22 protein-coding genes and 1 pseudogene are annotated in these 19,244 nt (G+C 48.5%); 9 read left to right on the top strand and 14 right to left on the bottom strand.

Features of this window, described 5'->3' with window-relative positions; genetic code table 11:
• Nucleotides 1-19 precede the first annotated feature (19 nt).
• Nucleotides 20-259 (bottom strand): hypothetical protein, encoded by a 240-nt coding sequence (locus tag MHM95_RS16975; protein ID WP_045979442.1) that lies wholly within the window; start codon nucleotides 257-259, stop codon nucleotides 20-22.
• Between the two features lie 284 nt (nucleotides 260-543).
• Here MHM95_RS16975 and MHM95_RS16970 point away from each other — a divergent pair, with 284 nt between their 5' ends.
• On the top strand, nucleotides 544-1,332 hold the full coding sequence (locus MHM95_RS16970; protein WP_045979441.1) for a hypothetical protein: 789 nt from the start codon (nucleotides 544-546) through the stop codon (nucleotides 1,330-1,332).
• A gap of 175 nt (nucleotides 1,333-1,507) precedes the next feature.
• Here MHM95_RS16970 and MHM95_RS16965 read toward each other — a convergent pair whose 3' ends face one another.
• Both MHM95_RS16965 and MHM95_RS16960 read right to left on the bottom strand, forming a co-directional pair.
• Nucleotides 1,508-1,861: a hypothetical protein gene (locus tag MHM95_RS16965; RefSeq protein ID WP_239385860.1), complete on the bottom strand. Its 354-nt coding sequence runs from the start codon at nucleotides 1,859-1,861 to the stop codon at nucleotides 1,508-1,510.
• 58 nt (nucleotides 1,862-1,919) lie between these two features.
• Nucleotides 1,920-2,885: a calcium/sodium antiporter gene (locus MHM95_RS16960; RefSeq protein WP_239385859.1), complete on the bottom strand. Its 966-nt coding sequence runs from the start codon at nucleotides 2,883-2,885 to the stop codon at nucleotides 1,920-1,922.
• A 171-nt stretch (nucleotides 2,886-3,056) separates the two neighbouring features.
• Here MHM95_RS16960 and MHM95_RS16955 point away from each other — a divergent pair, with 171 nt between their 5' ends.
• Both MHM95_RS16955 and MHM95_RS16950 read left to right on the top strand, forming a co-directional pair.
• A complete protein-coding gene (locus MHM95_RS16955; RefSeq protein WP_138548752.1) occupies nucleotides 3,057-3,299 on the top strand; it encodes a TIGR02647 family protein in 243 nt (80 codons plus the stop codon).
• A 70-nt stretch (nucleotides 3,300-3,369) separates the two neighbouring features.
• Entirely contained in the window at nucleotides 3,370-3,882 is a 513-nt protein-coding gene (locus MHM95_RS16950) for a hypothetical protein (RefSeq protein WP_045979438.1), read from the top strand.
• Here MHM95_RS16950 and MHM95_RS16945 read toward each other — a convergent pair.
• Entirely contained in the window at nucleotides 3,852-4,469 is a 618-nt protein-coding gene (locus MHM95_RS16945; RefSeq protein WP_239385858.1) for an aspartyl/asparaginyl beta-hydroxylase domain-containing protein, read from the bottom strand. The genes MHM95_RS16950 and MHM95_RS16945 overlap by 31 nt on opposite strands.
• A gap of 140 nt (nucleotides 4,470-4,609) precedes the next feature.
• On the opposite strand from MHM95_RS16945, the gene MHM95_RS16940 reads away from it, so the two are divergent.
• The 5 genes from MHM95_RS16940 to MHM95_RS16920 all read left to right on the top strand — a co-directional run bounded on the left by MHM95_RS16940 (nucleotide 4,610) and on the right by MHM95_RS16920 (nucleotide 9,374).
• Nucleotides 4,610-5,092 (top strand): DUF523 domain-containing protein, encoded by a 483-nt coding sequence (locus MHM95_RS16940; protein WP_239385892.1) that lies wholly within the window; start codon nucleotides 4,610-4,612, stop codon nucleotides 5,090-5,092.
• Between the two features lie 81 nt (nucleotides 5,093-5,173).
• Nucleotides 5,174-5,551 carry a DUF3703 domain-containing protein gene (locus MHM95_RS16935; protein ID WP_239385857.1) on the top strand — a complete coding sequence of 126 codons (378 nt, stop codon included), beginning with the start codon at nucleotides 5,174-5,176 and terminating at the stop codon, nucleotides 5,549-5,551.
• Nucleotides 5,548-6,006, top strand: a complete 459-nt coding sequence (locus MHM95_RS16930) for a GNAT family N-acetyltransferase (protein ID WP_026111105.1) — start codon at nucleotides 5,548-5,550, stop codon at nucleotides 6,004-6,006. The genes MHM95_RS16935 and MHM95_RS16930 overlap by 4 nt, the downstream gene beginning before the upstream one ends.
• Nucleotides 6,007-6,160: 154 nt before the next feature.
• Nucleotides 6,161-8,239, top strand: coding sequence for a TonB-dependent siderophore receptor (locus MHM95_RS16925; protein WP_239385856.1), 2,079 nt, complete (start codon nucleotides 6,161-6,163; stop codon nucleotides 8,237-8,239).
• A complete protein-coding gene (locus tag MHM95_RS16920; RefSeq protein ID WP_239385855.1) occupies nucleotides 8,229-9,374 on the top strand; it encodes a heparan-alpha-glucosaminide N-acetyltransferase domain-containing protein in 1,146 nt (381 codons plus the stop codon). Before MHM95_RS16925 ends, MHM95_RS16920 begins: the two co-directional genes overlap by 11 nt.
• A 34-nt stretch (nucleotides 9,375-9,408) precedes the next feature.
• On the opposite strand, the gene MHM95_RS16915 is transcribed toward MHM95_RS16920, so the two are convergent.
• The 6 genes from MHM95_RS16915 to MHM95_RS16890 form a co-directional block, all read right to left on the bottom strand.
• Entirely contained in the window at nucleotides 9,409-10,149 is a 741-nt protein-coding gene (locus MHM95_RS16915; RefSeq protein ID WP_239385854.1) for a sulfite exporter TauE/SafE family protein, read from the bottom strand.
• On the bottom strand, nucleotides 10,149-10,835 hold the full coding sequence (locus MHM95_RS16910; protein ID WP_239385853.1) for a pirin family protein: 687 nt from the start codon (nucleotides 10,833-10,835) through the stop codon (nucleotides 10,149-10,151). Before MHM95_RS16910 ends, MHM95_RS16915 begins: the two co-directional genes overlap by 1 nt.
• Nucleotides 10,836-10,954: 119 nt before the next feature.
• Nucleotides 10,955-11,839: a LysR family transcriptional regulator gene (locus MHM95_RS16905; RefSeq protein ID WP_138548759.1), complete on the bottom strand. Its 885-nt coding sequence runs from the start codon at nucleotides 11,837-11,839 to the stop codon at nucleotides 10,955-10,957.
• A complete protein-coding gene (locus MHM95_RS16900) occupies nucleotides 11,840-13,669 on the bottom strand; it encodes a monovalent cation:proton antiporter-2 (CPA2) family protein (protein ID WP_239385852.1) in 1,830 nt (609 codons plus the stop codon). It abuts the gene before it with no gap.
• Nucleotides 13,670-13,725: 56 nt separating this feature from the next.
• Nucleotides 13,726-14,577 carry a pirin family protein gene (locus tag MHM95_RS16895; protein WP_239385851.1) on the bottom strand — a complete coding sequence of 284 codons (852 nt, stop codon included), beginning with the start codon at nucleotides 14,575-14,577 and terminating at the stop codon, nucleotides 13,726-13,728.
• A gap of 43 nt (nucleotides 14,578-14,620) precedes the next feature.
• The gene (locus MHM95_RS16890) at nucleotides 14,621-15,040 is read right to left on the bottom strand and encodes a DoxX family protein (RefSeq protein WP_022944934.1); all 420 of its coding nucleotides are present in this window, start codon (nucleotides 15,038-15,040) and stop codon (nucleotides 14,621-14,623) included.
• 190 nt (nucleotides 15,041-15,230) lie between these two features.
• Between MHM95_RS16890 and MHM95_RS16885 the strand changes: the two genes are divergently transcribed.
• Nucleotides 15,231-15,656, top strand: coding sequence for a carboxymuconolactone decarboxylase family protein (locus tag MHM95_RS16885; RefSeq protein WP_239385850.1), 426 nt, complete (start codon nucleotides 15,231-15,233; stop codon nucleotides 15,654-15,656).
• A gap of 18 nt (nucleotides 15,657-15,674) precedes the next feature.
• Here MHM95_RS16885 and MHM95_RS16880 read toward each other — a convergent pair whose 3' ends face one another.
• The 4 genes and pseudogenes from MHM95_RS16880 to MHM95_RS16865 all read right to left on the bottom strand — a co-directional run bounded on the left by MHM95_RS16880 (nucleotide 15,675) and on the right by MHM95_RS16865 (nucleotide 19,183).
• Nucleotides 15,675-17,534: a hypothetical protein gene (locus MHM95_RS16880; protein WP_239385849.1), complete on the bottom strand. Its 1,860-nt coding sequence runs from the start codon at nucleotides 17,532-17,534 to the stop codon at nucleotides 15,675-15,677.
• 12 nt (nucleotides 17,535-17,546) lie between these two features.
• On the bottom strand, nucleotides 17,547-17,990 hold the full coding sequence (locus MHM95_RS16875) for an energy transducer TonB (protein ID WP_239385848.1): 444 nt from the start codon (nucleotides 17,988-17,990) through the stop codon (nucleotides 17,547-17,549).
• A gap of 216 nt (nucleotides 17,991-18,206) precedes the next feature.
• Nucleotides 18,207-18,551: pseudogene (locus MHM95_RS16870) on the bottom strand (YbaN family protein); the annotation flags it as partial.
• A 38-nt stretch (nucleotides 18,552-18,589) separates the two neighbouring features.
• The gene (locus MHM95_RS16865; RefSeq protein WP_235420010.1) at nucleotides 18,590-19,183 is read right to left on the bottom strand and encodes a biliverdin-producing heme oxygenase; all 594 of its coding nucleotides are present in this window, start codon (nucleotides 19,181-19,183) and stop codon (nucleotides 18,590-18,592) included.
• Nucleotides 19,184-19,244: the final 61 nt, after the last annotated feature.

The raw sequence follows: 19,244 nt of genomic DNA, 5'->3' as shown, positions 1-19,244 counted from the left end.
CGCTTTAAGCTACCGTAGACTACGGTCTAGAGGTGCGAGCTAATTCAGCATGATTTTTTAACTTTTTCACGCAACGTATAAATACTGATATTGCTGTGATCCCCCCACAAATAATGCCGATTTGCAGAATTGATAACTCAACCGTTGCGGTGATAAACAGACTGCCGATAAGCGAACCAATTATATATGTTGCAGCAATAAATACAGCGAATGAAATCACTAACATTAACCATGTTGTAACCTTTTCCCGTTGAGACATATGACCTCCGTGACTTTCAAAACTGCGCACAAAACCTCCACTGACTAAGATGATGATAAGTTTGCTTTGGTCGCTGATTTATTAGTATCAAATAATGTAAGTTATTGCCATTATGGGTTTTTATCGCGCTTAATTATCATAGTGAACCTTTGATTCTTTTATCTGGTGCTGCACATTATTTGTGCTTTTTTACTGTTGCAGTTGCCTACTAATGTGTGTATTTTCTAAAAGAATCATATATCTATCGTCTATGCGCTTTTGCGCAATGTAACAGGGAGGTGATCATGTCGATAAAACCTTTAGCGATATCCTTCATAGCCTTTATAGGGCTAAACCTAACGGCCTGTGGCTCTGGCACAAAAAATGATGAGCCGAAGCAACTGACACCAACACCGACAGGTAACATCGTTGATAATAGTGCTGTTGCTGACTATCGGTTGGTTATTTATGGTAACAGTCATAGCTCACAATTAGGTTCAATCATTGAAACACTGATCAGTGACCAACTTCCAAATAAGACGATTGAAACGGTAACAATTAGTGGGCGGTTTTTAGATGAAATTGCTGCGGTTACTGCAAACGTAGAGCAATTAGAAAAAAACACTTGGAGCCACGCCATATTTCAAGGGCAAAAGTACTCTCAGTCCGGCGCAACCGACTATCCAACGCACGCAACTGAGCGTTTAATTGCAAAGGCTAAATCAAACAACATCACACCGATATTATTTCCAGAGCACCCACAACGTGGTGACCCATCTGAGGCAGAGCGGGTATACAATTTACATCAATCAATTAGCCAACAAGAGCTTAGCTGTGTCGCGCCCGTAGGCTTGGTTTGGAATCGTGTATTAGACGTTATGCCAACGGTTGAGCTACATCATGCAGATGGTAATCATGCATCTTATGCAGGGAAGGTGCTCACTGCAATGACCTTTTATGAGATCATTACTGGCGAATTGGCGGACGCCATTCCCTATAATCCGGCGCTTCAGCTAGACCAGCAGCAGCAAGCGCTGTTTGGGCAAATTGTCACGCAAGTGCTTTTAGAACACCCTGCGTGCCCACAGAGTTAACAGTCGTTGCCCTAGTTGCCTAGGGCGACGTCAAAGCCAGAGAGTACCTGTTGGTAACAATGGCTGTGGTGTATCGGGCAGAAGTGTTGGCGTGTTGCACCTGCATCACCCGGGCAGTACTTGATTACAGCGCACACCATATTAAAGGGTAACAGTTATGCGTTTATCGTACAGATTAAGGTGCGTATTCTGGCGTTCGCAAGAAAAATAGAATGATTAACTCGGCGAGGCTAATGGCGGCCAATTGCGCCGTTACGCCTAGCATAACGCCGATACCTGACTGTGGGTCTGATTGAATCCCAAACACTAAGCCCAGCATGATGAAAAAGCTGAATATCGCCGGCGTGGCTCGCATCACGGCTAATTTTGTATTGCGATAGCTGTGACTGTTGGCCAAAAAATACAGGATAGCATAGGGCGATAGCAGCAATAACAGAGCCAGACCGGCTCCCCAATATGTAAAAGCAATGGCAGCAAAAGATAAAACAGCGAGTGCCTTAATTGCATAATATGTTTTCTTATATTGCATAGGTTGTCCTTAACTAAGGTGTTCAATGATTAGAGAGTGGGTTTGCTCGCACTCGCGTTTACACTAAGGTCCACAGCAAGTAGCCGTTGTAGGCGAGATAACCGCTGAGCAATAGCCCCCCTTCTGCCCGGTTGATACGGCCTTGACGGCCGATGCCATAGGCCATGACCAGCAAAGCAAGCGTTAACACCAGCATCACTCCCCAATCACGATAAAAAATATCTGCGCCAAGGCCGAAGGGCTCAATCGCTCCAGCGATACCAATAACGGCAAGAATATTAAACATGTTCGAGCCTACCACGTTGCCAATGGCGATATCATGCTCGCCTTTTTTTGCCGCAATAATAGACGCAGCTAACTCTGGTAGTGAAGTACCCAAAGCGACAATAGTCAGGCCAATGACTAAATCACTGACTCCCAATGCCGAGGCGACTTGCACCGCACCCCACACTAATATGCGTGAACTTAGCACTAGAACCACTAAGCCACAAACTAACCAAAACAGTGCGCTCTTTAGCCCCATGGTTTGGCTGGTGACACCCTGCTCGGTGTCGCTTGCCAGTGGGTCGTTGTGGTGGCGCAGGCCTGAATATATTGACCATGCCACCACGCTAACAAAGCCACCAAGCAGCAAGGTGGCATCGAATGTGGTCAATTGACCATCGTAGAGCAAATAGCCACACAGCAACACCACAGCCAAAAGCAGTGGTAGCTCTTTGCGAACAATATTCGAGTGCACTGTGATGGGAGCAATCAGTGCAGTGACCCCTAAAATTAGGCCAATATTGACAATGTTTGAGCCAAGAGCGTTGCCTAGTGCTAGCGCCGGATTGCCATCGCTCGCAGCCATCGCCGAGACAACCATTTCCGGTGCGGATGTGCCAAACCCGACAATAAGCATACCGATCAAAATAGTGGGTAACCCTGCGTGTGCCGCTGTGGCCGCAGCGCCGTCTACAAAGCGTCCGGCACTGTAAACCAGTAGTATAAAACCAGCTACAATTGCTGTTATTGCAAGCAACATTGTTCCTCCGCCATCTTGGCTTTTATGGCCTTAATATGGGCGCATTAGTTGCCTTTGTAAAGCATTTACTTTCATCTACTTAGCAAGAAATAAAGTACTTTAAAAAAACAGCATAAATTTGAACTTCAACTAGCATTAAAGTGATAGCAACAACAATTATAAGGAATCACCGTGCGCATAAATAAAACCATGATTGATGAAATGGAGCTGTTGGCAAAGTTTCCACGTGCTAGCCACATGCAGGGCATAAAGGTACACAGTGATGCTGATGCAACGTTGCGTGATGCCGCGCAGCGGTTGTTCGATAAAGGCATTACCGATAGTCCCGATGGGGGTTATTTAACCGATTTAGGCCTCGACTTAGTGAAACATTTAGATACTCTCTACGCGGCATTAAGCTCAAAAACCGGGTAATGGCCTGTAATAGCAAGCGTGAGTGTCGCCGCTGTAAGCTGCAAGTATCACAACAGTTGACGAGGTAATCATGGTGCACACTCACTTGCCTGCTATTTTGCAGTTCTTCGATGATATCGAGCTGCCTTATCGCTTTGCTCCAGTGACTGAAGAGAGCTTTCTTCCGGGTATCAATATTCATCAAGGGATATTAGTGATTGATAAAAAGCGCTTAGCCCATGAAGGGGATTTACTCCATGAGGCTGGGCACTTAGCGGTTACAGACCGACATCACCGCGCCACACTCAGCGGTGATGTTAAACAATGGGGGCACCAAGGCGGCGAAGAAATGGCGGCAATGGCGTGGTCGTGGGCAGCACTTCAAGCGATAGGTCTGCCGCCTAGTGTCGTGTTTCACGAACACGGCTATCGCGGCGCTGCCGCTAACTTAATTACTGCCTTTAGCACTAACCCAGGCCCAGGTGTGCCGCTACTTTATAGTTGGTTTATGTGTCTTGCACCCGAACAACCACAGGGGTTTCCCGTTATGCAACAGTGGTTTCGCGATGACGCTTACACCCACAGGCAATTAGCACTGTTATAAACTTGGTGAGTAAGCCAGGCGTTACTTTGGCAGTCGATCACCACATTGATGCGGTCTTCAGTACTGCGGTTGTGCACGCTATGTGTCATGTTGGCATTGAGATACCAAAGCTCTCCGCACTGCATCGGCACACGGTGATCAGCTACGTTGAATATAAGGTGCTCGTCGCTACGCAATGGCAAGTGTAATCTGGCCTCGCCGAATTCCAGTGCGAGCCCTGGGTCTTGGTGGGGTTTTATTTCCGCGCCGGCTCGTAAGCGCATGAGTCGCACAGCTTTTACCGGACAAGGCAGACTCGCCAACACCTCAACAAGCGCATGACTGTTTTGTAATAACGGTAAGTTGGTCCAATGTTCGCCTTGGTCAATACTAAAGCTTTGTAAGATCTCATGGGCGCTTTTATGGTGGGCTTGGCAACGTAACGGAACAACATCCCACTGGCCCTGATAATGTTGGGTATTTACATGAGGAACCCAAGGCAGAGTTGTTAACTTAGGCAATGAATTGAGAATATCCAACGGCGAAAAACAGAGCGAGAGCTGCGCAAATGCGGCTACTTGGCCGCTGAGTTGATGATTCTGACACATAGTAAAAAAGCCGAAAAAGCATGCCAATTAGTACAACACCCTCAAAATTATTAACCATTACGGGTCATTACAGCACCTTACTAGCCGAGCGCTGATATTTTCGCTAAGTTACTGGCTGATATCAGCCATTTATTATCGTGATGACCCCAGTTTTAGTGAATGCCTGCCTGTTGGGCAGTAAAGTGCGTTATAACGCCACCTGCGTAAGTGCAGAGTGCGAACATATGCAATGGCTGCGTAGCCATTGTCATATCATGCCATTGTGCCCAGAGGTTGCTGCGGGCTTGCCGATTCCCAGAGCGGCAGCAGAAATTGTAGGGGGTGATGGCGATGATGTGCTCGCAGGGCGCGCTAAAATAGTGACCGCAGATGGTGAGGATGTCACAGCGGTATTTTTGCAAGGCGCTCGCCAGGCACTAGCATTGTGCAAACAGCACGACATTCGCTATGCGGTGTTAACAGAATCGAGCCCTTCCTGTGGTAGCAATACCATTTACAATGGCGAGTTTGGTGCTCGCAAGGTGCCGGGGCAAGGGGTCGTGAGTGCACTGCTACGAGCAAATCACGTGAGTGTGTTTAGTCAACATACCTTAAAACAATTGCGAGTACAGCTCAGCGATTAAGAAGTCACCATTTAATGCTTGCCTTGGAGCTAACTCTAAGTAGTATGCTAGGTGAAAGTTTGTTCACTTTTAAGAGCGTCCATGACCTTTAGTCAAGCCATTCGGTTTAGTGTGTTACGTGAGTTGGTGTATGCACGCCAAGCAGAGTATGCCAACGACCCCAATAAGCAATTTTTTCACTTACAAAATGCCCATGTATTGGGTCAAGAGTCCACCTATTGGCATACCTATGTGCATATGTTGATACTCCGTTGGGCGTGGTGTAACCGCGTTTTACCAGAGTTTACGGGGCAACTTGTGCGGATTCTCGGAGCCGCCAGCAAAACCGCCTTGGGCTGGGTACCTAGGGGCAACACCGGTGGCGCTAATGTCAGCCCGTTTAAAGTGATGCCCATCCCTGCAAATTACGCTCAAACCATTGCTAACGCTAAAAAGAGGGTCGCAACATGGGAGCAATAAGTTTGTCGTTGCGCGCGATTACTAAAGGCAACTATGAGGCCGTATGTGATCTTGATGTAAGTGAGCAGCAACAAGATTATGTGGCCTGTAATATGTGGTCCTTAGTTGAAGCGCAATTTAATAGCGGCTATAGCACCCGGGCAATTTACTTGGGTGAGCAGCCTATCGGGTTCTTTATGTGGGTACAGGAAAGTGCGCACAAAGTCTCAATCTGGCGGTTTATGATTGACGAGCGCTATCAGCGCCAAGGGTATGGCCGTTATGCCTTAACGTTGGCCATTGCCGAAATTAAAGAACAGCCACAGATCACAGAAATTGAAATTTGCTATAACCCCTCCAACCCTGTTGCGAAGCAGTTTTACAGCCAGTTTGGGTTCATTGAACAGGGCATGGACGACGATGAGGAAGACATGTTGGCCCTGTTGTATATAGAAAACCAAACTCCCTGGCACTAGCTATCTGATGGGTAGCGCAGAGCCGCTTTAACCTATCCATAAGAATTAGCCCATCACTGCATCGGTTGGTCGCGATAAGTCATATTTATCATACAAGCATTTTGTTACTTTATATCATTTGTTATGATATAACAAATTCTACTTGGGTGATGTTATGAAGTATCCACTTTCGCTTTTAGTGCTGGCTTTGCCGAGTTGGGCATTTGCACAGCAAAACAATGACATAGAAACGATTACCGTTGAGCACAAGCAAGCTTTTCGCGGTGATATTCCCGCACAAGAGTTGCCACAATCAATTACCACACTGGGCAAAGACTTAATTTCCGATAACGGCATTACACGTTTTCGTGATGCCCTTGATTTCTCTGCCAGTATCTCGCGCAAAAATAATGGTGGCGCGCTGTGGGATAGCTATTCAATTCGTGGCCTGTCGGGCAACGAAAATATGCCCTCGGGGTACCTTATCAATGGTTTCAGCGGTGGCCGTGGCTTTGCTGGGCCGCGAGACGTATCCAATATTGAATATATTGAGGTACTTAAGGGGCCAGGCTCGGCATTATATGGGCGCTCAGAGCCGGGCGGTACAGTTAATATTATTACTAAAAAGCCACAGTTTTATCAGCAAGGACAGTTACAAGCTGAGATAGGCAGTGACAATCACACGCGTGTGCAAGGAGATTACACGAACGCAGTTAACGACGATGTGGCTTTTCGCATCAACGGGGCTTGGCAAGACAGTGATAGTTACCGGGATTATGTGCACCATGACAAGTTCGCAATTACGCCGTCCCTGTACTACCAAGTGGGGGATGACTCTTCACTGACCTATGAGTTTGAGTATGTTGATCAGCAGCAAATGTACGATCGCGGTATTGTGGTTTTAAATGGTGATATTGAAACCCTGCCTGAATCGCGATTTTTAGGAAACCCCAACGATACACCTACCAAGGTACATTCGCGCGGCCACCAGCTGCAATATCATAATGATTTAAATAGCGATTGGTCACTGCTTGTCGGTGCCAGTTATCGAACGGGTACATTAACGGGTTATTCTTCTGATGCGGAATTGTCGCCGTCAAGACAGTCTGTATACGATGATGGTCGTACCCTCACGCGTCAGCATCGTTATCGCGACTATAAGTCTGATGATCTATCGGCACGTATCGAGCTAAGCGGCCACTTTGGGGTTGCCGGCATTACTAACCATGTGTTGCTCGGTGTGGATGGTTATGACTATGAGTTGCGCACGGGCCTATATCGGTATCGAGGTGGCTACTCCACCTATACCCTAGATATATTCGAGCCTGATTATAACTCTATGCCGGGCCCTGATGTGAGCATGCAATATGAGAACAATGAACAGCAAGATGCCTATGGTATCTATGTACAAGATCAGCTCGACCTAGGTGATTCGCTAAAAGTGATGCTCGGGCTCAGATTTGATGAAATAGCCCAAGATATTTTCGAAACCAAGTCTGGGGTGGCTTCAAAAAGCACTAAAAATCGTATAAGCCCGCGCTTTGGTGTGGTTTACGACGTTAATAGCGCTATTAATTTATATGCCAGCTATTCAGAAGGCTTTTTACCGCTCAGTGGCACCGATGCCAACGGCAAGCCGTTTGGCTTTGAGGAAAGTGACTCGTTTGAGGTCGGAATAAAATTTAGTACCGAACACCTTAGCGGTACGCTGGCGTGGTTTGATGCGACCAAGAGTAACATGCTGGTGTCTGATCCAATCAATGTCGGTTACTCAGCGCCGGTAGGCGAGGCGAATAGCCGAGGCGTTGAGCTTGATTTATCCGGCTCGCTCGGTAGTAACACCGATTACATCTTGTCTTATGCCTATGTTGATGCGAAAACGGCCAACGACGTAATTAACGCTGACTGGTTAGTACCGATACCCAAAGGCAGCCCGCTGGTAAACGTACCCAAGCATAATGCTGCTGTGGCTATAAACCATGCCCTGACACTGTGGCAGCAAGACATAAAAGTAGGGGCTCATTACAAGTATAACTCTGACCGCCTGGGCGACCCCGCCGATCTCAGTTTTCGTATTCCCAGCTACCAACTTGTTGGTCTATACGCAAAATGGTTTGCATCACAGCAGCTATCGGTGGCGCTGAATGTCGATAACATTTTTAATGAGCACTATATTGCCAGTAGTTACAATGCTATGTGGGCGTATCCGGGTGCGCCAACACAGTTTAAACTGAGTGTCGGTTATGACTTCTGAGCAGCTAAAGAAGCGTATTCATAGCATTGATATTATGCGCGGTGTGGTGATTCTGCTGATGCTGGTGGATCACGTGCGTGAGCGTTTCTTTTTACACATGCAAGTGAGCGACCCTATGGTCATAGAAACGACTTCGCCGGGGTTATTTTGGAGTCGTTTCGCCGCTCATTTTTGCGCGCCTGCATTTATATTTTTAACTGGCATGTCGGCGTGGTTATATCAGCACGCCAGGCAAGGCCAACCACGCAGTGCCACCGGGTTTTTGCTCAAACGTGGGCTTTTTATTATAGCCCTTGAAGTAACCCTGATTAGCTACTCGTGGATGGGCAGTTACCATACCCTATGGCTACAGGTTATGTGGGCGATTGGCCTGTGTATGCTGGTGCTGGCGATATTGCACAAGCTACCTATGCCGGTGTTGCTGACCTTAGGTTTAACCATTGTATTTACTCATAACATGCTCACCCCTATCGAGTTTAATAAAAATGAGTGGGGGTATACGCTGTGGCGTATTTTGCATGATCGCGGCTACATCTTGGAAACAAGTTGGCTCAATGTGAAGGTCAGTTATCCAGTGTTACCATGGATTGGCGTAATCTTGCTTGGTTATTGTGCCGGACCGCTGTATGGCAAAGGTATCGCGATGCCACGACGTCAGGCTTGGCTATTAGGGCTTGCGTTAATCTGTGTGTTGCTCTTTGCTTTGTTACGCGGTGGCAATATTTATGGTGAAACATTGCCTTGGCATTCTTTCGACTCGGCGATGCAAACGACTATGTCGATTTTCAATATCACTAAGTATCCCCCCTCTTTGAGCTTTTTACTCATTACTCTGGCGGGTATGTTTGTCGGCCTCTATGTCTTTGAAAAGCCGCTGGGAAGCGCCACTAACATATTGCGTACCTTTGGTTCGGTACCCATGTTCTTTTACGTCGTCCATTTGTACGTGTTACTGGCATTGTACCAAGCTGCTTATTGGCTGGTGGGAAATAACCAGGGCGAGTATGTGGGGGTTAATCACATTGCTTGGATATGGCTTATCGCTGTGGTGCTTGCCGTGGCTCTTTACTTGCCTGTGAAGTGGTTTAGCGATTACAAGCGCACTCATCATCAGTGGTGGCTAAAGTATCTATAACATTAGGCCACAGCATTGCTGTGGCTTTTTTTTGTTAACTGAGCATGAGCTTGATAAATAACACGGCGGCCAGTAACAGCAGTAACCCATTCATCACCCGCACAAAACGCTGGGCGTCGAACCTTTGCTGAATTTTGACCCCCAGCCAATTACCTACTAGCGCCAAAGGGGAGAAAGCCAGGGCGAGCAGCAGGATATCGAGGGTTAACAACCCTTGGCTGCTAAAGGCAATCAGTTTTACGCCATTCATCAGTGCAAACAGGGCAGCGGCGGTGGCAACATAGTGGCGGGGCGGCAGTGCTTTAGCATTAAAGTACATAATCAGTGGTGGGCCGCCGGCATGAACCAAGGTGCTGGCGAGACCAGAGAGCAGGCCCATCGCTTTCGCTCCCCAATGACTGGCCAACAACGCATAACGAGTATTCGCAAAAAATAGGCTGCGAATGGCAAAACCTGCACTAAAAGTGGCGATAGCGGCGCTTAACCAGCGCCCATCGATCGCAGTAATGAGCCACTGCGCGACAATTACACCCAATATCACCGCAGGTAATAGCTGGGTAATTAAATCCCCCCGCCACTGACGCCAGTAGCTTTTTAAGCTCAATACATCAGCAACAATTAAAATTGGCAGCATCAGGGCGATAGCATCCACCGCCGGCATTACCAGCAGTAACAGAGGCACAGCAAACACCCCGAGGGCGCCAGCAAATCCGGATTTGGAAATGCCGGTCAGCACCACGACCAAAGCGATAACAGCAAGAGTCAGTAAGGTCATTAAGGCAGCTCGAAATACAATGCTTCTAGCGCGCTTTCAGCCTGTAGATCTATGCTTTGCTCGCGCTCCAAGGCAAATCCATCGCCGCTAGAAAAATGCGCGCCATCGGCTGTTAATGCACCTTTGACAATATGCACATAGCCAAGGTTAGTACCGCTTTGTAAGCGAAACTTTTGCTGCGCGGTGAGCATCAGCCGCGATAAGCGCGTTTGCTGGTTAATGCTTAGGGTGTTGCCTTCACCTTGCGGCGTCACTAGCGGGGTCATCGCCCCCTGCTGTGGTATGCGCCGTTGCTCATAACTGGGGGTGATCCCTTTAAACTTTGGCAGAATCCAAATTTGTAGGAAATGCGCATGTTCGCTTTGCGAGGCGTTATATTCGCTGTGCATAATGCCGCTGCCGGCACTCATTCGTTGTACTTCGCCGGCAGTGAGGGTAAAAGTGTTGCCCTGGCTATCTTGATGGGTTAAAGCGCCCTCAATGACATAGGAAATGATTTCCATATCGCGGTGGCCATGGGTGGCAAAGCCTTGGCCCGGTTCCACCTTATCCTCGTTAATAACGCGTAAGGTGGACAGGCCCATATGCTGAGGGTCATAGTAATGGCCGAATGAAAAGCTATGCTGGCTTTGCAACCAACCTAGATTAACCTGACCTCGCTGCTCAGCGCGACGAATATAGTTCATAGTAGACTCCAAAAGTATGTTGATAGAGCCAGTTTAAGAGCATACAAAAGTGAATAAAATGAGTTAAAAAAGTACTTAGCGTTCGTTTTTAACGAATGTATTTGCTTGAGGCCTCGGGCTTATTCGTCTGCCATCAGTCGGTAGCGCAGCTCACCAATAAATGTACGCGCGGCGGGGCCGAGATTATCGCCATCTTTAAAGAGCAGATATAACAACGCCGTACGGGTGTCTGCGCCGGCAATATTAAGCGCCTTAAGGGTGCCCTGCTCAAGCTGCTCGGTAATAGCGATGCGGGGCAGCCAGGCAAAGCCCAACCCTTTGCTGATCATATTGATAGAGGTGTGTAAATGGCTGACCGTCCAGCGCTGCTCAGCGCCAAGCCAACCGGAGCTTTGCTGCGCATTTAGCGCTGAATCGCGCACCACGATTTGCCGATGTGCTTTGAGATCTTCAAAGGTGAGGGCGCGGGGGATTTGCTGCAATGCGTGCTGCGGATGCGCAACCGCGATAAACTCAAAGTGGCCAAGCTCCTCACAAAAATCATCATTGGCCAATGGCGAGATGGCGATATCCACTTTATTGTCTTGCAGTAGTTCGTTGGCACCGGCTAATACCGATTCAAACAGTTCAATGCGCAGCAGCGGGAACTGGCTGCTGGTGGCTTCAAGCACACTGAAGAGCAGCTCTTTGGGGAGTAACTCGTCAACGGCAATACGCAATTGTGATTCAATGCCTTCACCTAGAGTATGGCCCATGGCTTCGACCTTGGCGGCCTCATCAAGCAGGTACTGAGCGCGGCGCAGCATCATATTACCGGCCTCGGTCAGGGTGGTTTTACGGCCATGCACGGTAAATAGCTTCACGCCTAAAGCGGCCTCTATTTTTGCCACGGCATTATGGATACTGGACTGGCTTTTATGCACGCCTGCGGCCGCTTGGTTGAAGCCGCCATATTCCACCACGGCGCGAAACATGCGCCACTGTTCTAACGTTATTCTTAACACTTAACAATCACCATTATCACAGGTATTGAGTTTCTGCTGTGCTTGCTTATCTTGCGCTAACACATGTTTTAAATCGTCCATACGCTGGCGTACCGCGACACCATAACTGTGATCATCGCCCCACAACTCAGCCAATTGCAATAGCGATTCCCGATCATGGTTGCGAAATAGCTCACCAGCGCGTTGTGCATCGGGCTCGCTATTTCCTAGTAGTTGCAGTGACTCAACGGCAAGGTTAATGGCGGAGTCGACTGTTTCACGATTAAAGGCATCAATATCGGCACCAATCAATTGGTAAGCATGGCGTCTATCACGTGCGCGAGCGACCAATTTCAGGTGCGGATAATGTTTTTTCGCCAGCTCGATAATGGCCAAGGTTTTATCGGCATCATCAATGGCAATAACGAGCATTTGCGCATGTTCAGCACCTGCAGCATCGAGTAATTCTTTGCGGCCCGCATCGCCGTAGAAAACTTGCGTACCAAAGCGTCGCAACAACTCGATTTGGCTAGGGCTATGGTCTAGCACGGTGATATCGTAGCCTTGAGCGCTGAGTAAGCGCCCTATGACCTGGCCAAAGCGACCATAACCAGCGATGATCACATTTTTGCTGGCTGCGATGTGCTCGGGTTTATCATAGGCCGGTGTATTACTGCTATTGCTGCGACGTTGTAAGCGTTCATAAAGGATCAGTAAAAGGGGGGCCATCAACATCGAAATGGCCACCACTAAGGTCACTAGATTGACTTGCTCGGTGGTTAAGATTTGCAGTGATGAAGAAGTGGTCAGCAACACAAAAGCAAATTCACCCCCTTGAGCGAGCGCCAGGGTAAATAGCAGCTTGTGACCACTTGCAAGCTTAAATATATGGGCAAGGGCAAATAGAATCACTGCCTTAACGGTGATTAGTATCAACACCATTAGCAACACGTCAGCGAAGTTGTCAGCCAACAAGGCAAAATCGATATTGGCGCCAACGGCAACAAAAAATAGCCCCAATAATAACCCCTTAAAGGGTTCGATATCGGCTTCTAACTCATGACGAAAGTCACTCTCTGCCAGTACCACGCCCGCGAGAAAGGTGCCTAACGCCGGGGACAGCCCCACCAGCTGCATAAGCAAAGCGATCGCCACCACTAAGAACAGCGCAAACACAGTGAAGATTTCGCGCATACGGGTTTCCGCTATAAACCTAAACAGCGGTGCGGATACATACTTGCCGGCGAGAATAATTGCGGCAATAAGAGTGGTGGAAATACCTACTTGCGCCAGTACTGGCAAGTCTTCAATAAGGTTACTATGGGCCGTTGGCGCGGACGTGGGTGCAAACGCCAACAGTGGCAGTAGGGCGAGCATGGGTATAACGGCGATATCCTGAAATAACAGCACCGAAAATGCGTTTTGTCCCGCTTCAATACGCAACCAGCCTTTTTCTTCGAGCGATTGTAAGACGATGGCGGTGGATGACAGCGCCAGCATCAAGCCAATGGCTAATGCGCTTTGCCAAGGTAATGGCAACAGCCAGTAACACAGGGCAAATAGTACTGCCGCCGTTAAAGTGACTTGTAAGCCACCCAGGCCGAGAATGGCATGACGCATGCGCCAAAGCCGTGCCGGGTGCAGTTCTAGACCGACGAGAAAGAGCATCATCACTACGCCAAATTCGGCAAAGTGCATCACCTCTGTTTGGTCGCCGACCAAGCCCAAGGCATAGGGGCCAATTAGGATACCGGCGAGCAGATAACCTAATACCGAGCCCAAACCAAGGCGTTTAGCAAGCGGCACAGCAATAATCGCTGCTCCCAAATAAATAAGGGCCATCAATAACATAGGTTATCCTACTCAATCACGGTTAGGCCACTTAGAGTGGCGGAACTACAAACTAATTACAACGGTATAAACTCGTTATCGTCTCCGGGAATATCGGCAAAGAGGCGTTGTTGCCAATCCGATTTAGCTTGCTCGATGCGCTCGCGGTTGTAAGCAACAAAATTCCAGTGCAAATAAGGCGCTTTATTAAAGGCATTGCCACCGAGCAGAATAAAGCGACAGTCACTTTGGCATTTGAGCTCGGTGTCCCCCTCTTGCAGAAGCACAAACTGATGAGCTGTTGCAGTGATCTCGCCTACTTCGACAGCGCCAAAAATAACGTAGATGGCCGCTTCTTGCAGCGGGTTAGGGTGCGCAATACGGCTATGAGCCGTGGCGATAATATCGAGGTAAAACAGCGGTGAGTAGGTTTTTACCGGGGAACTCATAGCAAAGGCATCGCCAGCAATAAGGCGCATGGTGACCCCATCAACAATACGCTGTGGCAAGGCGGCCTTATTGATATGTGTAAAACTAGGCGCAATTTCACATAAAGTTGGCGGTAGCGCGACCCAGTATTGTAAGCCATTTATATCGTGGTGACTGGCCCGGACTTCTATCGACTCGCGTTCAGAATGGACGATACCGCGCCCTGCGGTCATCCAATTAACATCGCCAGGGCTTACTTCAACGTGATTTCCTAGCGAGTCGCGATGTAACAAGCTGCCAGTAAATAAGTAGGTGAGGGTAGAGAGACCTATGTGTGGGTGCGGGCGAACATTCACACCTTGTCCAGGTGCAAAGGTGGTGGGGCCCATATGGTCAAAGAAGATAAAGGGGCCAACCATTTTCTTTTCTAGGTGCGGCAGTATCCGCTTGACCGTGAGGCCGCCAATATCGTGCTGCGTTGCTTCTAGTATTTTTGCCATAGTATATGGGGTGAGCCAGCGCCTTAGCACTGGCTCTGTGCTCTTAACTGCGGTCTTTAAGTAATAGCTGATCTAGGCTGTATTTTCCTGCGCCACTAGCTGCGAGAGCTAAAAAGCCACCGGCAATGGCGATATTTTTATAAAACATCAAAAACTGTGTTTGCTCACCCAAGTCAAAGTGGAATAGCAGGGCGCTGACGATACTAAAAATGGCGAAGGCCAGCGCGGTTAAGCGGGTAAGTAGACCTAGTACCACCATTGCGCCGCCAATCACCTCAAGAGCGATAACTAAAGGCAGTAAGACGCCGGGTACACCCATTGTTGCCATGTACTGGGCGGTCGCATCGTAAAACTCAACCTTACTGAGTCCAGTGAGTATAAACAGCGCCGCTAAGGCAAAACGAGCAAGTAGCTTGGTAATGTTGTTAAAGGCTTCGGTGTGGGTGATGTTAATGATATTCATGGTTCTCTCCTCGATAAAAGTGTGCCACCGCAGTGGCGATGTAATCACTATAGGTTTAACATGAGAGAATGAAAATTAGTTAAATTACGCTATTTCGTTCGTTTTAAAAGAATGAAATGACGTAAACGTTCAAGTGTTCCACTGTGGCGCGCTGTAAGCTGATAGTGATTATTCATAGGAGGAACTAACCATGCTATCTCAGCAGCAGCTTTATCAACTATTACCACAACTCCCTGAAGCATTGATGGCGATGACCGAATCCGCAGAGCATCAACTTGAGCCAGAGTTAATACATATGGTGCGTTTGCGGGTGTCGGCTATTAATGGCTGCCGCTTTTGTATTGCCATGCATACTCGTGAAGCCCAGCAAAGCAATATTACTGAGGCGACGATAGCTGCATTGCTAAACTCGCCAGCGGCATCAACTTTTACAGCGACTCAATGGGCGGCGCTGCAATGGGCTGAGGCATTAACCTCACTTACGAGGCATGAATCGATGGAGGCTGATATACAAAGGCTGCAAGCGCATTACCGTGCAGAGCAAATAGTGGCTTTATGCGCGGTTATTATTCAAATTAACGGCTGGAATCGAGTGGCCATCGGCTTTGACTTTTAGTGAGGGCAAGCAGCTTAGCTAAAACTGGCTGCTACAGTCATACTCAGGCAGTGGCGCGTCTTGATGGCGTAGCTGTGGGTGACGAGTGTGCAACTGCTGGTATAGTGTTGGGTTTTTGCGGGCGATGAGTGCCAACATACTACGGTGCCAGGATGTAAGCGAAGGCTGATAGGTCATCACCTCATCGAGTACCTGCAAGCTCGGTGCTTGGCCCGCGAATAGCTCAATGCCCTGTAGGCTCAGGGCAAGCGGATCCATCGCGGTTATGCCTTGATGGTAGGGGACTCCAGCGGCCACTAATTGCGTTAGTAGCTCGGTATCGTAGTGGCTAATCGCATAATACAGTAGCGAATGTCCGTGACTATCGAATCGCGGCAAATACTCCCGTAGTTGCGGGAGCGTCAAACCTGCGGGCAAGCGCACGTAGTCCAGCTGGGATTGACCCAGTTGTGAGCTCTGCAGTCGTGTGAATGACTGTGCCCCGACGCGGCTCAGTGAGGCGTAAAATAGATCTCGGCGTAACGCTTCGGTGAGTGGTTGCTGATATAACGATGCTAAGGCGGCCTCTAACCCCTCTCTGCGCAGCACCTTTAAATAAGCTTTTGCAGCTTGGCTGTGATGAACGGTACGCTCGGCGTTGCGCGCTTGGTTGCGGGTGTAACACTCGTAAAGTTGCACGGAGCGAGCATTCAACGCGGCCAAATCAACGTCGTCTTCGTAACTCACCTGTGCCAGAACATGCGCTAACCCGAGCGGTTGCCAGTCAGTACGAAACTCTCTCAGTAAACTGGGGCACTGGCTTAAACGGTTCTTCAACTGTTGGCTCATAACCAGTTGCTGGTCGGCGCGCTCCTGCAGTTGCTGAATCAGCGGCTGAGCAAGGTCCAAGTGCAAAGCATCTCTTTGCCATAGGCTGTCAAAATCGAGTTGGTGGTGAGTATATATTTGCTGTATGCGCTCAGCGGTCAATTTAAAGAGACGCCCCTGCGCTTCAATAATGTCGCCCTTTTCGTTGTAGATAAATGCTGCTCTAGCCCCCTGGCTGGTCAATAACTCAATCACCTCGACATAATCCGGCCAACGAGACTGTGGAGCGTTACTCAACCCCCATATTGCCCACTCTAATGTGGAAGGCAGATAATTGTCGTCACTCAGCGCGGCCCCTTCGTTTAATAGGGCTTTAACCACCTCCGTTCGTCCTGCTCTGGCGGCTAAATCAATTAACCGCAAGGCATCAGCATAATCTTGTGATACGACGAGGTTAATGTCATCAAAGTGCTTAATAACGGCGACAATCTGCGCATCTAAAATGTCAATATTACTAATTAGCCAGGCTATATCGTCGACATATAACTGTTGCCCTGGCGCGAGGGAGAATGAAGGATGAGCTAACTTTTCCAGTAGCCAAGGTTGTGGAGAGTGCGGCTGAACGAGTAGCTCCGTTGCGGTATTTTCACTGAACTGTTGGCTGGCAGTCGCGATTCGCTGCGCCATTTGCGTATTGGCTTTTAATTGTTGATAGCGCCATGTTGTTGCATGGCCTGGCCCGAGAAAGTGCGCGATAGCGAGAGTGACTTGATCTAAGGAGTACCCTTGGCGTAATAGGGCCTGGTAGTTCAAAGTGGTGAAATACCTGAGTCGTTGATTTTCATACTGGGCCAATTCGTTGGTGCATTGATGGATGCTGGGCTTTGCTAGTGAAGTGGACGCATCACTGAGTGATAGCACTGGTTCTTTATCAACCGTAAAGCTCGTTGAGCTTGTAACCCTTGGTGTGCTGGTTTCGTGCGTTTGTTGCTCGATTGGTAATAATTTCTGCCAAGCAAGCCACATCGCCGTAACAGTAATAAGCACAATAACGATGGGCTTGTGGCGCATAATTGATCGTGGCTAAGCGCAGGGTTTGGTAATCGCCTTAGCGCATAAAGCCTGGGCTTGTTCGTCGTTTTTACCGCCAATGCAATAATCGAAGCGTAAAGCCATAGGCAGATCCTCGCTACTTTCTCTGGATGGCAATTGCCAATTGCGAATGTACTCGCGTGTTGCTTTACGAAGCTCCCGAGCATGACGCTGTGGCTGGCGAGCAATGACCTCGATATTTTTAGGCTTGCCTTCAGGGCTAATATCAAAGCCTACAACTGCACAGCCAGCAATTCCATCCCGTGCTAGTTCAATAGGGTAGCGGGGGGTATTTATGGTATCAAGTGGCTGCCAAAGCTGCTCCCCGTCTTGGCTTACTAGGTAGTGCACTTTCACATCGGCGTGAATCACCTCTTTGGCTTCAATTGAAGCACTGGCTGCCAGCGCCAGTATCAGTGGTATGGTTTTAAGCATAATACATCCTTGTTTACAGTAATAAAAAATGGCGGTGCGAAACACCTTCCTTAGCTAGCTTAAAGTTTAAGCGAGAACATGTGAAGAGGATGACTAAAATTTATTCATTAGCCAGGCCATAAGGTAACACCCACCTAGGAATAGCACAGCGCTTACAACGGCAATGATGGCGCGAGCGCGGTGCGCAGGTTGTTGAGGATAGCTTGGGCAATAAGCTAAATAGGCCAATACCAAGGCTTCAATTGCCGCAACTATCGCAACAGCCCACGTCGGGGCAGAGGAATGCATCATAAAATATAGGCCTATGCTCATTCCTATCGCGGCGAGCCACTTGGCTTTATGTGGCACTACTTTATGGCTCTGCCAGTTGTGTAAAATTGGCCCGAAGCGCGCGTGATTCAGTAGCCATTCTTCCAAGCGTTGTGAGGAATGAGTGAAACATGCCAAGGCGAGAATAAAGAAAATGGTGGTGGGCATCACTGGCAGCGCAATACCAATGATACCGAGGCCAACAAAACCAAGCCCTAGGCCTTGTAAGCAGTAGTTTTTATAGCGGGTCATCAGACCCGCAGCAGTGGTTTTGCTCACTTGTACTTCCGTTACCCTGAATACACTTGTGCTTGATAAAGCTGAAAGCGCGTAAATGCTTGACGCGCGCCAAACACAATGGCTTCTTCTTGGTACGCATCGAGCTCAATATTGTCAATTAAGTGTACTAGATGTCGCCAGGCACTGCCACGTCCTGCACCCGGTCCAGCAAGAAAGCGTGCGCCGTATTCACCATTCAAAGATAACTTCTTTTGTACTTGCTGACCCAGCATCGCCGCGCCCACTTTAGAGCCCTCTACCACGTACAGCCAACCTAAAGCGCGAGCTAATTCTGTGGTATCACTTAACACTGGCTCTAAACGACCACTGGGTAAAGGATAGCCGAGGTCGAAAAAATCTTGCTCCAATAACCTGATGCGTGAGCGCATGGGCAGATCATCAATGCATTCAAGCAATGCGGGATGAGTGTAAAGAACCTCCACATCGCGTAGAAAATAAAACTGCAAAGACAGGAAGCGTAAATAGTTTTCGGTACTTTCGAAGGGGTGCTTGGCCATAATGGTGGTATCAATTTTCTCATGCAAGTCGTGAGTGCTTTGCTTAAGGCGTTCACTGCGAGAGAGTAGGGTATCGCTATGGGTCATGTATTACTCCGGGTAGTCTTTAAACGGTTTATAGGTATAAGGTGTGAATGTAAGTCACCAG

This window comes from Pseudoalteromonas sp. CnMc7-15, from assembly GCF_022347925.1.
In the GTDB taxonomy this organism is placed as follows: domain Bacteria; phylum Pseudomonadota; class Gammaproteobacteria; order Enterobacterales; family Alteromonadaceae; genus Pseudoalteromonas; species Pseudoalteromonas ruthenica.
Note: the sequence above shows the minus strand (reverse complement) of the source record. Positions and strands in the feature narration are given on the sequence as shown.

Excerpts from the sequence above, each read along its gene's own strand:
- MHM95_RS16975 (WP_045979442.1), bottom strand. The coding sequence starts at position 259 with ATGTCTCAACGGGAAAAGGTTACAACATGGTTAATGTTAGTGATTTCA.
- MHM95_RS16970 (WP_045979441.1), top strand. The coding sequence starts at position 544 with ATGTCGATAAAACCTTTAGCGATATCCTTCATAGCCTTTATAGGGCTA.
- MHM95_RS16965 (WP_239385860.1), bottom strand. The coding sequence starts at position 1,861 with ATGCAATATAAGAAAACATATTATGCAATTAAGGCACTCGCTGTTTTA.
- MHM95_RS16960 (WP_239385859.1), bottom strand. The coding sequence starts at position 2,885 with ATGTTGCTTGCAATAACAGCAATTGTAGCTGGTTTTATACTACTGGTT.
- MHM95_RS16950 (WP_045979438.1), top strand. The coding sequence starts at position 3,370 with ATGGTGCACACTCACTTGCCTGCTATTTTGCAGTTCTTCGATGATATC.
- MHM95_RS16945 (WP_239385858.1), bottom strand. The coding sequence starts at position 4,469 with ATGTGTCAGAATCATCAACTCAGCGGCCAAGTAGCCGCATTTGCGCAG.
- MHM95_RS16940 (WP_239385892.1), top strand. The coding sequence starts at position 4,610 with ATGACCCCAGTTTTAGTGAATGCCTGCCTGTTGGGCAGTAAAGTGCGT.
- MHM95_RS16935 (WP_239385857.1), top strand. The coding sequence starts at position 5,174 with ATGACCTTTAGTCAAGCCATTCGGTTTAGTGTGTTACGTGAGTTGGTG.
- MHM95_RS16925 (WP_239385856.1), top strand. The coding sequence starts at position 6,161 with ATGAAGTATCCACTTTCGCTTTTAGTGCTGGCTTTGCCGAGTTGGGCA.
- MHM95_RS16920 (WP_239385855.1), top strand. The coding sequence starts at position 8,229 with ATGACTTCTGAGCAGCTAAAGAAGCGTATTCATAGCATTGATATTATG.
- MHM95_RS16915 (WP_239385854.1), bottom strand. The coding sequence starts at position 10,149 with ATGACCTTACTGACTCTTGCTGTTATCGCTTTGGTCGTGGTGCTGACC.
- MHM95_RS16910 (WP_239385853.1), bottom strand. The coding sequence starts at position 10,835 with ATGAACTATATTCGTCGCGCTGAGCAGCGAGGTCAGGTTAATCTAGGT.
- MHM95_RS16900 (WP_239385852.1), bottom strand. The coding sequence starts at position 13,669 with ATGTTATTGATGGCCCTTATTTATTTGGGAGCAGCGATTATTGCTGTG.
- MHM95_RS16895 (WP_239385851.1), bottom strand. The coding sequence starts at position 14,577 with ATGGCAAAAATACTAGAAGCAACGCAGCACGATATTGGCGGCCTCACG.
- MHM95_RS16890 (WP_022944934.1), bottom strand. The coding sequence starts at position 15,040 with ATGAATATCATTAACATCACCCACACCGAAGCCTTTAACAACATTACC.
- MHM95_RS16885 (WP_239385850.1), top strand. The coding sequence starts at position 15,231 with ATGCTATCTCAGCAGCAGCTTTATCAACTATTACCACAACTCCCTGAA.
- MHM95_RS16880 (WP_239385849.1), bottom strand. The coding sequence starts at position 17,534 with ATGCGCCACAAGCCCATCGTTATTGTGCTTATTACTGTTACGGCGATG.
- MHM95_RS16875 (WP_239385848.1), bottom strand. The coding sequence starts at position 17,990 with ATGCTTAAAACCATACCACTGATACTGGCGCTGGCAGCCAGTGCTTCA.
- MHM95_RS16865 (WP_235420010.1), bottom strand. The coding sequence starts at position 19,183 with ATGACCCATAGCGATACCCTACTCTCTCGCAGTGAACGCCTTAAGCAA.